The organism is Verrucomicrobiia bacterium (assembly GCA_036405135.1).
In the GTDB taxonomy this organism is placed as follows: domain Bacteria; phylum Verrucomicrobiota; class Verrucomicrobiia; order Limisphaerales; family JAEYXS01; genus JAEYXS01.
The window spans coordinates 22,659-37,731 of record DASWYF010000012.1 but is presented as its reverse complement, the minus strand read 5'-3'; the positions used below and the strand labels follow the sequence as shown (position 1 = coordinate 37,731).

Annotated in this window: 9 protein-coding genes; 3 read left to right on the top strand and 6 right to left on the bottom strand. The window is 56.8% G+C overall.

Features of this window, described 5'->3' with window-relative positions; genetic code table 11:
* Positions 1 to 313 precede the first annotated feature (313 nt).
* The 5 genes from VGH19_05470 to VGH19_05450 all read right to left on the bottom strand — a co-directional run bounded on the left by VGH19_05470 (position 314) and on the right by VGH19_05450 (position 4,887).
* On the bottom strand, positions 314 to 961 hold the full coding sequence (locus VGH19_05470; GenBank protein HEY1170801.1) for a phosphoribosyltransferase family protein: 648 nt from the start codon (positions 959 to 961) through the stop codon (positions 314 to 316).
* Positions 958 to 1,641, bottom strand: a complete 684-nt coding sequence (locus VGH19_05465) for an alpha/beta family hydrolase (GenBank protein ID HEY1170800.1) — start codon at positions 1,639 to 1,641, stop codon at positions 958 to 960. Before VGH19_05465 ends, VGH19_05470 begins: the two co-directional genes overlap by 4 nt.
* Before the next feature lie 233 nt (positions 1,642 to 1,874).
* The gene (locus VGH19_05460; GenBank protein ID HEY1170799.1) at positions 1,875 to 3,461 is read right to left on the bottom strand and encodes an AAA family ATPase; all 1,587 of its coding nucleotides are present in this window, start codon (positions 3,459 to 3,461) and stop codon (positions 1,875 to 1,877) included.
* A gap of 78 nt (positions 3,462 to 3,539) precedes the next feature.
* On the bottom strand, positions 3,540 to 4,121 hold the full coding sequence (locus VGH19_05455) for a TIGR00730 family Rossman fold protein (GenBank protein HEY1170798.1): 582 nt from the start codon (positions 4,119 to 4,121) through the stop codon (positions 3,540 to 3,542).
* Positions 4,122 to 4,137: 16 nt separating this feature from the next.
* Positions 4,138 to 4,887, bottom strand: a complete 750-nt coding sequence (locus VGH19_05450; GenBank protein HEY1170797.1) for a DUF4197 domain-containing protein — start codon at positions 4,885 to 4,887, stop codon at positions 4,138 to 4,140.
* A gap of 136 nt (positions 4,888 to 5,023) precedes the next feature.
* On the opposite strand from VGH19_05450, the gene VGH19_05445 reads away from it, so the two are divergent.
* The 3 genes from VGH19_05445 to VGH19_05435 all read left to right on the top strand — a co-directional run bounded on the left by VGH19_05445 (position 5,024) and on the right by VGH19_05435 (position 13,344).
* Entirely contained in the window at positions 5,024 to 8,932 is a 3,909-nt protein-coding gene (locus VGH19_05445) for a PAS domain S-box protein (GenBank protein HEY1170796.1), read from the top strand.
* Positions 8,933 to 8,979: 47 nt separating this feature from the next.
* Positions 8,980 to 11,931 (top strand): bifunctional [glutamate--ammonia ligase]-adenylyl-L-tyrosine phosphorylase/[glutamate--ammonia-ligase] adenylyltransferase, encoded by a 2,952-nt coding sequence (glnE, locus tag VGH19_05440; GenBank protein HEY1170795.1) that lies wholly within the window; start codon positions 8,980 to 8,982, stop codon positions 11,929 to 11,931.
* 156 nt (positions 11,932 to 12,087) lie between these two features.
* Entirely contained in the window at positions 12,088 to 13,344 is a 1,257-nt protein-coding gene (locus VGH19_05435; GenBank protein ID HEY1170794.1) for an ATP-binding protein, read from the top strand.
* A 7-nt stretch (positions 13,345 to 13,351) separates the two neighbouring features.
* Here the strand turns inward: VGH19_05435 and VGH19_05430 are convergent, their stop codons facing one another.
* Positions 13,352 to 14,806: a DUF1501 domain-containing protein gene (locus VGH19_05430; protein ID HEY1170793.1), complete on the bottom strand. Its 1,455-nt coding sequence runs from the start codon at positions 14,804 to 14,806 to the stop codon at positions 13,352 to 13,354.
* Positions 14,807 to 15,073 lie beyond the last annotated feature (267 nt).

Below are 15,073 nucleotides of genomic sequence, written 5' to 3'. Positions count from 1 at the left end.
CTTCCGTGTCCCTAACCCGAAACTCAAAACTAGGAACCAGAAACTTGGCCTTCGGCCCTTCCTTTACCAGCAGCGAGCTGCCAGCACCTAAATCTATCCCACAAAACCCTCAAGAAAACCACCTCTTTTCACTAAAATTTGTGATGAAAACCCAACCTTTTCGACACCAAGAACATCCAGAAATCCCCATCCACGTAACTCGCATTTCTTATCCCCCGTTACTCCTCTTCCTGTTCCCGTAGTTCGCGTGTTTCGCGGTCACTCCCCTCTGGATTTCTCCGCGTTGAACACGGAAAACTTCAAACAATTACCCTCATCCGTGGCAAAAAACTTCTCCCCGATGCAACAACCCACACACCTCCTCATCCGAAGTCTGCTCAAAATCCTGATAAAATTCTCCCACCGCCGTGAACTCCTCCGGCACGACCACCGTCACCACCTCACCCACATGCGGCTGCATCCGAGCCAGCGCTTGAGGCGCCGCCACTGGCACTGCTGCGACCACCTTCGCCGCCTCCAGATGCCGTAACGCCAACACCGCCGCCCGCATCGTTGAACCCGTCACCATCCCATCATCCACCAAGATCACCGTACGCCCATGCAAGTCCAGCATCGCCCGCCCTTCACGATACAACTCTTCCCTCCTCTCCAGCTCGCGCAATTCCTCTTCCCCCACTCTTCGTATCGCCTCCGTCGAGATGCCCGATTGCCTCACCACCCGCTGATTCAACACCTGCACGCCACCCGTCGCGATCGCCCCCATCGCCAGCTCTTCATGCCCCGGCAATCCCAGCTTGCGCACCATGAAAACATCCAGCGGGCACTGCAACTCACGCGCCACTTCATACGCCACCGGCACACCACCGCGCGGCAATGCCAGCACGATCACATCATCATGCGCATACTGCGTCAGATATGCTGCCAGTTCTCTTCCTGCTTGGAATCGATCTCGAAATTTCATGATACACCTTCCAGATGATGCTGAAACCACCCCGACGCCAGTCTTGCTACTTCCTCCAACGCTCCCGCCTCCTCAAAAAGATGCGTTGCACCCGGCACGATCGCCAGTTTGTGCTCACACTTCAGTTGCGCTGCCGCCTGTTTGTTCAAATGCAGCACCGCCTCATCATGCTCACCCACAATCAACAACGCCGGTGCCAGCACATGTGATAAAGCCCTTCCTGCCAGGTCCGGTCTTCCACCGCGCGAAACCACCGCCTGAACGATCTCCCCCTCCTCCGCTGCCGCCGCCAAAGCCGCCGCACCACCCGTGCTCGATCCAAAATAACCGATGCGCAACCCCTTCGCTTCCGGTTGCCCTCGTAACCATCGCGTCGCCATGATCAATCGCTCCGTGAGAAAAGGGATGTTGAAACGGATATGCCCCGAAAGTTCATCCTCCACTTCCTCCTCCTGTGTCAGCAGATCAAATAGCAACGTGCCCGCCCCTGCTTCCTGCAACGTCCGCGCCACTGCCTGATTACGCGGACTATGACGGCTGCTCCCGCTGCCATGCGCGAACAGCACCACACTGCGCGATCGCTCCGGCATATCCCATTGCCCGGATAACCTTACCGAACCCGCTTCAATCTTCACGGAACGATAAACGACATCCTCCACAGGATTGGGATGCTGGATCATACGACTTTCCAGACGCGGTGGTTCATCCCCATACGTCTAAATCTTCGATAATCTAGCACGCCCCTCCAACTTTTGCTAACTGACGTTTCCTTCCGCCTCACCTTCACATCCAGAACTCACTGGGCTCCAAGGACTCTGTGCCTGAACCGAAACGACGTCAGCACCCAAAATAGCGCACTAATAATTCTTCAACCACCCCGCTGCGGGATTTTTAAAACTGCTGCAATCACCTTTTAACCGTTCACCATCTCTTCTTTACCCCGATAACTCTTCACCACCCACTCACTCAACACCTTGTCCGGCGCTTCCACTGCGTCCGCCTCGATCACAAACTCTGTTTGCCCCGTATTCTTGCTGATCAATTTCAGACCGAATTGGAAGTCTTTGAACTTTTCCGCACACAAGTCCCGCACCGGTTTCCCTTGCTCCAGCGAGATCACCACCAGCCTGTCCGCAGCCTCATCCGTGAACTTCAGTTGCAATCCATGCGTTTCTGCAAAACGTCGCGAGAACTCGTTCACCAGTTCACGCAACACCACCCGCCCATGCTGTTCATGCTCTTTCAGCAACCGCTGCAATTCAGCCGATGGCTGATCCACAACCTCACGATTCACTACAAACCGCTTCACCGATGTTGAAGGCAGCTCAAACTTGAACTCGCGAAAGATTTTCTCACACACCGTCATCAGACCGCGTGCGCCCGTCTTCTCTTCCGCCGCCATCTCCGCGATCCGTCGCAACCCGTCATCACGAAAGAACACCTCGATGCCATATGCTCCGAACGTCTCCTCATACTGCCGGATGATACTTCCCTCCGATGACTTCAATATCTGGAACAGATCATCCGTATTCAACGGCTGGCACACCACCCGTACCGGCAAACGCCCGATGAACTCCGGCTCAAATCCGTAATCGATGAAATCCCGCGTCATCGCCAACTCATAAGCCCGCTCATGCGCATCCTCGATCTTTTGCGGCGCACCAAACCCAATCGAAGCCTCCCGCAACCGCTTCCGCACGATCGCCTCCAATCCATCAAACGCACCGCTCACCACAAAAAGGATATGCTTCGTATTGATCGTCCCCGATTGTCTCCGTCCACCCCGCTGATCCATCATCGATTGGATCTGCCCCGCGATGTCATTATTTGCCCGCGCCGAAACCTCCGTCTCCTCCATCAACTTCAGTAGATTCGTCTGCACCCCGCGCCCGCTCACATCTCGTCCGCCATGCCCCGTCTGCCCCGCGATCTTGTCGATCTCATCGATGTAGATGATCCCATACTGCGCCCGCTCCACATCTCCATTCGCCTTGCGCACCAGATCACGCACTAGGTCCTCTACATCACCACCCACATAACCCGTCTCGGAAAACTTCGTCGCATCCGCCTTCACAAACGGCACCCCGATCAACTCCGCCATGCTGCGGATCAAGTATGTCTTGCCCACACCCGTCGGCCCCATCAGCAAAATGTTCTGCTTCGCGTAATTCGGCTGCTGCTTCCCGCCCATCGCTAGCCGCACATGATGATAGTGATCGCACAACGCCACGCTCAGCACCTTCTTCGCATCATCCTGCTTGATGACAAATCGGTCCAAGTGCGCCTTGATATCTTTCGGCTTATAATCAAAGCGGAAATCCGCCTCTTTTTTCTCATTTGAACTGCCGCCTGATGAATTGGACGGCTCCGCCCGGCTGAATCCCTGCGTTACATTCCCCATCTGCTGTTTCAAGAAGTCCTGCATCTGCTGCTGAAACTTCTGAAACTCTTCCGGTGTCGGCGGCCCTGCCCGGTAAGCATTATTTTCGCGCTGTGTCATGCTGCAACAAAGTCTATGAACTTCCATCAGTCAACCACGAGAAAATCTCCCTCCGTTTGGAATTCCCAACTCTTTTGACTACGTCTCACTCTTCCGAATCCACTTCATCGTCTGCGGCGGCTTATGCGTCTCCATTCGCGCCAGCATCTCCTCCACACCCTCCGCCGTCAGCACCATCTCCTGATGCTCCGCCTTCAAAAAACCCTCCTTCACCGCATTACCCAGCAAATCCATCACCGGCTGATAATATCCACGCGTATTGATCAAACCGCACGGCTTGTGATGAATCCCCAACTGTGCCCAGGTCAGCACCTCAAAGAACTCCTCGAACGTCCCGATTCCACCCGGCAACGCGATGAACCCATCCGCAAGTTCAGCCATCATCGCCTTGCGCTCATGCATCGTATCCACCACCCGCAACTCCGTCACCCCGCGATGCCCCAATTCCCGCGCCAGCAATGCCTCCGGTATCACCCCTATCACCTTCCCGCCCGCCGCCAGAGCCGCATCCGCCACCACCCCCATCAATCCCACATTCCCGCCACCATACACCAACGTCCATCCTCTGGCCGCGATCGCCCGCCCCATCTCCTTCGCCATCTGCTCATACTCCGGTGCAAAGCCATGGCTCGACCCGCAGAACACACAAACACTCTTGATCATACCGTGTGAAAACTTACTTGCCCGCCGTACTGCCAAAAACCTTCTTCAACAGATCCGTAGTCCGCGCCGCCGGGTCTTGCCGGATCTTCTCCTCCTCCTGCGCCACCATCGCAAAAAGCCCGTCCAAAGCCTTGTTCGTCACATAAGAATCCAGATCCAACGCCTGCGTCTTCATGAAAGGACTCAGCACCTTGGCTCGATCCGTCAGTTGCTTGTAAGATGCCGTCAATCCCACCTGATCCGTCGCCTGCTTCACCATCGGTTGAAAATGCGCCAGCAACGTCTCCCTGGTCGCTTTGCTGAAATACTGCGTCGCTGCGTCCTTCGGTCCATTCAAGATGTTCTTCGCATCATCGATCGTCATCTTCTTCACCGCCTCGGCGAACACCGGAGCCGCCAAAGGCACCGCCTTCTCCGCCGCCCGGTTCATCGTATTCACAAACTCATCCGCCAGATGATCCTGCTTGAGCCGGCGCAAAGACGTCTCCACCTGCTTCAGCTCCGCCGGCATCGGTATCCTCACCAGCGCATTCGTAAGAAAACCATTCGTCGTCCCCAAACGCTTCACAGCCTGATCCGTTCCTTTCGCCAACGCCTCCTTCAACCCCGCCGCGATCTGGTCTGCCCCCACAGAGGAAGTGACGTTGGATGAAGTAATGAATCCTTTTAGAAGACCACCCAGCTTGCTGCTGTTCGTTTGCGCATTCACCTGGAATGCCATGACATTTAGCAACCAAAATGTCGCGATTAGGATATTCCGCATATCGTCAGCATAAGCGTAGCCAGTCATAAACTCAACGCTCATCAGCGTATTGCCTTGCGCTTGCATCGCTGCCAGTCAAACCTTGGCTCCATTCTTGGACGGAAGCCATATGGGCTTTGGGGTGATTGTATCCTTTGTGAAGACGTTTAGAAAACTGCTGGCTTTGGCGTTTGGTCCGGTCCTGTTAACCGTGGCCGTCGTATTCTTTCTCGCCTTTGAGCTCACCGAAACGACTGTCCGCACCGAGATCGACCAGCTCGCAGGCACCAAGCTCTCCGATGAAACCCGGCATCTTCGCGATGTCTTCAGCCAGACACAAAGCAGCCTGCGTCTCCTGGGCGTCTCCCCGCTCATCCAGAAAGGAGATCCGGCCACCATCGTTCCCCAATTGAAACTTTGGACGCGCCACTTCCCCCAAGCCGTTGAAGCCCTCTACTACAACACGCCTTCCGGCGATGTCTATGGCAGTGATGATTCCACGTTTAATGTCAGTGACCGCTATTATTTCCCACAGATCCAACAAGGCCAGACCGTCATCACCAAAGTCATTCCCAGCCGGGCCAGCGGTTCACCTGTGATTCTGGTTCTCGTCCCCGTTATCTCCCCCCAGACCGGTGAACGCACCGGTGCCATAGGCGCCACCGTTTTGGTACGCAACATCGTCGGCCATATCTCCTCCATTGATCCCGGCTTCCGCGCCCATGCCGTGCTCATAGACGAAAGCGGCCAGCCCGTCTCCAGCCGCAGCTATGGCAAACACCGCGATGAAGAAGTAAAACGCGCGCTCAAATCGATGGGCAGCGCGAACTCAGGCAAACAACGCATCCGGCTCACCTCCACCGGAGGCACCGTTTACTTCCAGACCATCCAGGGCACCCAATGGCGCCTTGCCTTCATTTACGATGATGCGGAAATCTTCTTCACCCGCCGCCTTGTGCGCAACACCCTGCTGCTCGTCCTGGCCCTCTGCCTCCCCTTCATTTTGCTGGCGGCATGGCGTGTGAAGAAAGATCTCACGGAACCGATGGAAGCACTGGCCGCCTCCGAGGAGCGCTGGCGTTCACTCGTACAGAACGCACCCTTCATCATCATGACCATTGATGCCCACGGCACAGTTCTCTTCATCAACCAGGTCGCACCCGGCTACAAACGTGAAGAAGTTATCGGCTCCTCCGTTTTCAGCTACGTGCAAAAAGAGCAGCTAGCCGTCATGCGTCAAGGAATTGGATCCGTCTTCGGCGAAGGGAACACCCAGTCATATGAGATATCGGTCCTGCACCCGGATAACACCACCCACTGGTATGCCAACACACTCAGTCCGATCTACGAGGAAGGCAAGATCAACAAGGCCATACTCGTCACGTTCGACATCACAGACCGTCATCTGGCCAAGGAAAAAGCGGCGGAAAGCGAACGCCGCTTCCGCGGCATCTTCAATCAGGCATTCCAATTCATCGGTCTTCTGTCTCCTGCAGGCCATGTGCTCGAAGCCAATGGAGCCGCACTGGATTTCATCGGCAAAACCGTTGATGACGTCCGTGGAAAACCCTTCTGGGAAACACCTTGGTGGACGCACAGCGACGAAGCCCAGACTCACCTCAAAGCCGCACTGACCCAGGCGGCCCGTGGTGAATTCGTCCACTTCGAAACCACCCACCAGTCCCATGCCGGCGTGTTGCACGTTTTCGATTTCTCGCTCAAACCGGTTTTTGATGACGGAGGCAAACTGCTCTGGCTGATCGCCGAAGGTCACGATATTACCCTGCTAAAACAGACAGTTGATGCGCTTCGCCGAAGTGAAACCCTGTTCCGCTCCATTGTTGACGACCAGACCGAGATGATCGTGCGGTGGAAGCCCGACGGCACCCGCACCTTTGTCAATGAGGCATATTGCCGGATGTACGGTCAAACTCGCGAACAATTGATCGGAACCGCATTCTTCGATCTGATTTCCCCGCAGGACGTTGCCACCGTAAAGCAAAAAATTGCCAGTCTCTCCCCCCGCAACCCCATTCTGACCAATGCTCACCGCTGCCTGCTGCCGGATGGCTCCATCAGCTGGCAGGAGTGGACTGATCACGCTCACTTCGACAACAAAGGGAACATCCTAGATATCCAATCCGTCGGCCGGGACATCACCGAACGCATCCGCCATGAACTGGCTCAAAAAGAGTATGAAGGCAATCTCACCGCCTTGGTGGAGAACATACCTGGTGCCACCTGGTCCGTGGACCGCCAGTACCGTTACATCACTTTCAACCGTCTCTTTAGAAGAGGCGTCGAAATCGCCTTGGGGCAGAAACCGAAAATCGGCTCCGACATCCACAATGGCCTCCCCCCGGAAGTGGCAGCCTTCTGGCAGGCACAGTTTGACCGTGCTCTTGGCGGCGAACAGTTCACCCTGGAATACCCTCTGAAAGTCCGCCAAACCATCCGTCACTTCGAGATCAGCTTCAATCCGATCCGCACTGGAGAAGAGATAACCGGTGTGACCGTACTGAGCCTCGATGTCACCGCGCGCAAAAAGACGGATGACGCGCTGCGCCTGCAATCCCTTGTCCTCGAAAGCATGGCCGAGGGCGTCGGTCTTTCCGATGAAGCTGGCCGCATAATCTACACCAACCCTGCCGAGGAACGCATGTTCGGCGGCCAACGCGGCGGCCTGCTGGGCGCTCATGTGACCGATTTACTGGCATACAGTTCGGAAGAAGCCTCACGCATCCAGGAAGAGATCAATGCCGAAGTCCGCCGCACCGGCCGTTGCGCCCGTGAAGTGCTGAACCGCCGGAAGGATGGCGGCACCTTCTACAGCCAGGTGGCCTTCAGCATCCTGGAAAGAGCGGGCAAACAGCACGTGATCTGGATGCGTGAAGACATCACGGAACGCCGCAAACTCGAAGCCCAACTCCGCCAGGCTCAAAAAATGGAATCCATCGGCCAGCTGGCCGGCGGTGTCGCTCATGATTTCAACAACATACTTACCGTCATCCAGGGTCACGCCGGAGTCCTGCAACTCTTCGGCGATCTGCACACCGAGGCCTCAGATGCCGCCAGCGAGATCGTGAAAGCGTCCGATCGTGCCGCCAGTCTCGTGAAACAGCTCCTGACCTTCAGCCGGCAGCAGGTCATGCAGCAAAAAGAGCTCGATCTCTCCGCGCTCGTCACCGATGTAGCCAGGATGCTGCGCCGCCTGCTGGGCGAACAGATCACACTGACCGTGGAACCTCAGCCCCCGCTTCCGCTCATCAAGGCCGATCCGGCCATGATGCAGCAGATCGTCCTGAATCTCGCGGTGAACGCACGTGATGCCATGCCTGGAGGCGGCTCACTGGCCATCCGGTTGCGGTCCGAGCACCGCACCGCACCAGATGAAGCTGCGGACGGCAGAACCGGCCGCTACATCTGCCTGGAAGTCGTTGATACCGGCACAGGCATAGAACCCGGGAATTTGTCGCGCATCTATGATCCGTTCTTCACCACCAAAGAGGTGGGCAAAGGCACCGGCCTGGGACTTTCTACAGTCTATGGCATTGTCCAGCAGCACAAAGGATGGATCGAAGTGGAAAGTGAACTGGGACGTGGCACTACCTTCCGGATTTACCTTCCCGCCTTGGAAAAGACGGTCCTTCCGGTCAGCGAGATCATCAAGGAACATTTCAAAGATGCACGCGGCTCGGAGACGATTCTGCTAGTGGAAGATGAAGCCCCGCTGCGTGCGCTGGTCCGCAACATCCTGACCCAGTTCGGCTATCGCGTGTTAAGCGCGCAAACCGGCGCGGAAGCGCTCGAGCTTTGGTCTGAGCACGAGGCGGATGTTGCCCTGCTGCTCACGGATCTGGTCATGCCTGATGGCATGAGCGGCATCGAGCTGGCCAGCCTGCTTTCCAGGGAAAAGCCGGGTCTGAAGATTATCTACTCCAGCGGCTACAGCGCTGAAATGGCCGCCCAGCAAAACCAGCTGACGCCCCATGGCGCATTCCTCTCAAAACCTTATGGGCCCCAGCAATTGGCTGAAACTGTGCGAAGCGTACTCGATCAGCCCTGACCTTCGCAGACGGCTTCCAGCCGGCTGGCCTTGTGCTATCTTGCCCTATGCCTAAGCCTGCCTGGGAAAAGCTGCTGCTGGAATGTGCCGATCCCCCCCGGGCCCGCCGATACTGGGAGGCACTTCTGGCATCCCCTGCCGGCACCACCCTGCGCCGGATGTCCGTCGAACAATGCCGCATAATCATCTCACTCTTCAGCGCTTCGGAACATCTGGGCAGCCTGCTGGTCGCGCACCCCGAATGGATGCTCCATGCCTTGAAGGCGGACCTGCTTAAAAATCCCCGGCAGCCTGAAGGACTACGCAGGGATGTTTCCAGCTGGCTGGATGATGCGCTCCGGCATAAGCAATATGATCATGCCTTTCAGCAGTTGAGGCTCTTCAAACAACGCGAATCCATCCGCATCGCCGCCCGCGACCTCTCCCGCTTGGGTTCCACGATGGAGATCGTCCGCGAACTCTCCGACCTGGCGGATATCTGCCTTGAAGTCGTGCAGCGCCTCGTCCAGCAACAACTCACCGCCCGTCTCGGAAATCCCTGGCATCAGAACAGCAACGGTTCTTGGGAACCTACGGAGTTTTGCATTCTCGGTCTGGGCAAACTGGGCGGACAGGAACTCAACTACAGTTCAGACGTGGATCTGATCTTCCTCTATGCCGAGGAAGGCTTCCTGTTTCCCGCCCGTCCCAGGAAATCAGAAACGGGCAAAGGCATCTCGAACCACCAGTTCTTCACCCGTCTGGCCAAAGAGTTTATCACGCATGTCTCACAGCTTGCAGATGAAGGCGCCCTTTACCGTGTGGATGTCCGGCTGCGTCCGGAAGGAGACGCGGGGCCCTTGGTCCGTTCCCTCCAAAGCTACGAAAACTACTATGCCCAATGGGGCCAGATATGGGAGCGCATGATGCTCCTTAAAGCGCGGCCTGTCGCAGGCTCAGCGGCGCTCGGCGCGGAATTTCTGGAAATGATCCAGCCCTTCCGCTATCCGCGCAGCCTCAATCTCCGCATCTTGAACGAAGTCGCCGCAACGAAAGACCGCATCGAGACTGAAGTTGTCCGCTCAGGCGAATTGGACCGCAATGTGAAACTCGGGCGCGGAGGCATCCGCGAGATCGAGTTCATTGTGCAAACGCATCAAGTATTGCAAGGCGGCAGAAACCCTTTCCTGCACGGTGCACAAACGATTCCCGCCCTCAAAAATCTGGTGCGTTACCGGCTGATCCCTCCGCAAGAGGCCGAACAGTTGACTGCGGCCTACTGCTTCCTGCGTGATGTGGAACACCGGTTGCAGATGGAGAACAATCTCCAGACCCATACCATCCCCGCCGGGCGCAAACCCCGCGAACGTCTCGCCGCGCTCATGGGATTTGAAAAGCTGCAGGAATTCGAAGATGCACTGGTCACTCACACCACCAACGTCCGCCTCATCTTCGAGCACACCCTGAGATCGGAATCAGAAACTGCCCCCGCAGCGATACCCGACGATCTCGAGTCGAATCCCGCAGTTTGGAAACGCATCCTCGAGGCTCGCAGTTTCCGCGATGTCGATCATGCCCTCCAACTGCTGACGATGTTTGTTCACGGCCCAGGTTATGTCCATGTCTCACCGCGTACGGTCGAACTGGCTCTCGGATTGGTTCCGCATCTGCTGCGCTACTGCCCTTTGAAGCCAGGACATGCCTCCCCTTTCCCCCCTCCACCGGAAGGAAAAACCCTCTCAGACCCCGATCGCGTGCTCGCCCGTCTGGATTCATTCATCCAGGCCTACGGCGCACGCATGATGCTCTACGAAACATGGACGCATAATCCCTCGCTCTTTGAATTGCTGCTCCTGCTCTTCGACCGCTCGGAATTTCTCGCCGAAGTCGCCATCCGCACACCGGATCTGGTCGAAGACCTCCAACTCAGCGGGCGCCTCCGCCGGAGCAAAACTGCGGATGAAACGTTGAATGATCTGCGCTATGGTCTGAATGATCCGGACCAGTTGCTCTGGATGCGCCGCTATCATCAAGCTGAACAGATGAGGCTCGGCTTGCGTGATATTCTCGGCCTGGTCGATTTCGAGCACAATCTCACAGAACTCTCCGCCTTGGCGGATGCCTGTTTGCGCTATGCCCTGGAAGCCGTGCAAATGCGCAACCGCCTCGAACAACCACCATTCACCATCATCGCCTTGGGCAAGCTCGGCGGTTCTGAGATCAACTATGGCTCCGATTTGGACATCATATTCATCGCCAATGATAAACCCGACGACCTCCCCAGACTGCAAAAATATGCCGTTGAGCTGATGGAACTGCTTTCGAAACACACGGATTACGGCATCGTTTTCCAAACCGATGCCCGCTTGCGCCCGGATGGTGAAAAAGGTCTGCTCGTCAACACGTTGGAAGCCTATGACGAGTATTTCCGCCAGCGGGCTCAATTATGGGAGATCCAATCGTTCACCCGCACGCGCATCATAGCAGGAGACAGCACCGTGGGTGAAGCCTTCCAGCGGACCGCAAGTGCATGGACTGATTTCAGCCAGGCCGCCCCTCCCGTTGCAGCCTATGCCCGGGACTGGCGCCAGCAGATAGTCAGGATGCGTGCCCGCATCGAAAAAGAACGCACCCCGACAGACAGCGAACATCTGGCCATCAAAACCGGCGCGGGCGGATTGATGGATGCGGAATTCCTCGCCCAAATATTCGTCTTGGAGAACGGCTGGCAGGAGCCCAACACATTGAAAGCGCTCTTGCGCGCACAGTCTGAGGAAAAACTTCCCGGCGACAAAGCCAGCGCTCTCATCACCCATTACCGTCGATTGCGCCGGATCGAAGGCATTCTTCGCCGATGGAGTTTCGCTGGAGAAACCGAGCTGCCGGATGATCCTGCAGCTCTCCATCGCGTGGCCATCCGGTGTGGTTTCGAAAATGCGGATGAATTCGCGAAAGCCGTATCCGTCAGCCGCCAAAACATCCGCGCCATCTACCTCGAATTGACCCGGGAACAGAATTAGTCATTACAATCATTCTCACCGAATAGGCTTGCCGCGTAAAATGAATCCTACAGCCTGAGACGCGTTGGTGGACCGTGGTATTTCGTCACCCCTATGACACTGCCAAACCAGTCCCGCCGTCTCGCGGACACACTGCTTAAACTAGCCCGGCTCAGAGTGTCCGAATTGCCTGATGAACAGGAAGTGTTCCGCCTTGTCACCGAAGCCGCTGCCGAATGCCTCGAAGTCGAACGCGTAGGAATTTGGCTTCACCACCCCGATCGCCAGTCGATCGAGTGCGTATGCCTCTATACCCTTTCGGAGGACCGTCACAGCACCGGCATCAGGCTCCATGCCGAGACTCATCCGGCCTACTTCTCGGCCTTGGAAAAAGAGCGTGCCATCGTCGCCGATGATGCATGGACACACCATGCCACATCAAGCTTCGCGGAAAGCTATCTCATCTCCGTCGGCATCACCTCCATGCTGGATGCGCCCATTTACCACGATGGCTTGGTCATCGGCGTCATCTGTTGCGAACACATCGGCAAGCCACGCCATTGGGACGAGTTCGAGCAGCACTTCGCTGGCTCGCTCGCCGCTTGCACAGCATGGTTGCTGGAACAATTCAAACATGACCGCGCTGAAGCCGAATTGAAACGTCATCGTGATGCCATGGAACGAGCCAGCCGTCTCGAAGCCATGGGGCGAATGGCAGCCGGATGTGCCCATGACTTCAACAACATCCTCGTCTCCATCATGGGTTACGCGCATCTGCTGGAGTTGGAACTATCTGGAAATCCCCTTCTCCATCAGCATCTCAAACGTCTGCAGGAAAACGCTCTGAGCGGCCGCTCCATAACCCAGCAACTCCTCTCCTTCGCCCGCTTGGAACCGACCATCCCTCAACCCCAGTGCATGCGGAAATTGATGGAACAGATCGCCTCCCAGATAGATGCCGTAGCAGGCAGCCATCTCCGTTTCACCTGGTCGGCAGAAACGGATTTGCCCACTGTACTGGGTGTGCCCCAGCAACTTTCCCAAGTCGCCATAAATCTGGCCTGCAATGCACGCGATGCCGCCCCCGTAGGCGGCAATTTGCGGGTTCATTTGGCTGCTGCCACCGTGACAGCAGGCGAAGTGGCCAATCTTTCGGAAGGCCGCTACTTGCTGTGGCGATTCCTGGATGACGGCCCGGGCCTTCCCCCTGTCGTACTAAAACATCTCTTCGAACCCTTCGTCACCACCAAACCCCCAGGCATCGGCACGGGTCTTGGCTTGGCCACCAGCTACGGCATCATCTCCCGTTTCGGCGGAAAGATGGACGCCTTCAACCGTCCCGAAGGCGGCGCCGAATTCCGCATCTATCTGCCAGCCATCAGCGAAAAGGAAAAGCCTGCTCCGCAAGAAGCAGGCTTGTTTCAGACGCTCTGATCAAAAGTTACGCGATCAATTCCTTCACCACGTGCCCATGCACATCGGTGAGGCGGAAATCCCGTCCCGCATGACGATAGGTCAGCTTCTCGTGGTCGAAGCCCATCAACGCCATGATCGTCGCCTGCAAATCATGCACATGAACTTTGTTCTCCGCCGCCGCGAAACCGAACTCATCCGTCGCCCCGTAGATTTGCCCACCCTTCACCCCACCACCTGCCAGCCATGTCGTATAACCATAGTGATTATGGTCACGCCCATTGATCTTGCCCGCGTTTGAACCCGGCGTCGGCAACTCCACCGTCGGTGTGCGACCGAACTCCCCGCCCCAGATGATCAACGTCTCATCCAACATCCCGCGCTGCTTCAAATCCTTGATCAACGCCCCGATTGCTTGATCGCACTGCCCGGCGAGGCGCCGATGGTTCACTTCCAGATCATCATGGTTATCCCACGGCTGACCCTCGCCATGCCACACCTGCACGAACCGCACGCCCCGCTCCACCAATCGCCGCGCGATCAAAATCTGCCGTGCCTGCGTCCCCTCACCATACATCTTGCGGATATGCTCCGGCTCCTTGCTGATGTCGAACGCGTCCGAAGCATCCATCTGCATACGATACGCCAGTTCAAACGACTGGATGCGCGCATCGATATTCGCGTCCTGCTGCCGCTGCGCCTTATGCCGTTCATTCAGCTTCTGCAACAGATCGATCTGCTGCCGCTGCTCCTTCATCGACGTATAATTGTTCCGGATATTCTCGATCAACTTCTCGATATCCGTGTGCTTGCTGTCGATATACGTCCCCTGGAACACGCCCGGCAAAAACGCCGACTGCCAGTTCTGCGATTCCTGGATCGGATACCCGCCCGGGCACATCGCGATGAACCCCGGCAAATTCTGATTCTCCGTCCCCAACCCATACGTCAGCCACGAACCCATGCTCGGCCGCGGCAACCGCGAATCCCCGCAATTCAGCAACATCAACGACGGCTCATGATTCGGCACATCCGCGTGCATCGACCGGATCACGGCAATGTCATCAATGCTCTCTGCGGTTCGGGCGAACAACTCGCTCACCTCGATGCCGCTCTTCCCGTACTTCTGGAACTTGTAAGGCGACCCAAACGCCGCCCCCGTCGGACGCTCCGTCCGCCGCGACTTATCCCCCGGCAACGGCTTCCCATGATACTGGTTCAGCAACGGCTTCGGATCGAACGTATCCACATGCGACGGCCCGCCGTTCATGAACAAATGGATCACATGCTTTGCCTTCACCGGCCAATGCGGCGCGCGCGGCATCATCGGCGCGGCAGAATTGATGGCCGTCTCGGCATTCAAGATGCCCGCCTTGCTCGCCACCGCCGCAAACCCCATTGCCCCCATGCCCATCCCCATGCGACGCAAGAACTGGCGACGGCTCAAAAACAGATGCTCCAGATTTGGCTTATGATGTCCCATACAACTTCTTTAAATACAGACGCACAACCGCGCCCTATCCTTCAACCCATTTACTCGCTGACCCTTACCATAGTTTAAACCGCCAGCACGAACCCGCAAGCCCCGATTCCCCCCAAGCGGCGACGTTCGTCCGGCAGAACCCCTGCCAGCAGGACTGGCCTTGTCAGCAGTGCCGGGCCGTTCGCATGGCCGACCAGATTACAAGCAATCCATATCGGCTCGCTCTCTCCGCCAGACAACGTCATGTGTCCAGACCTCGGCTCCAGT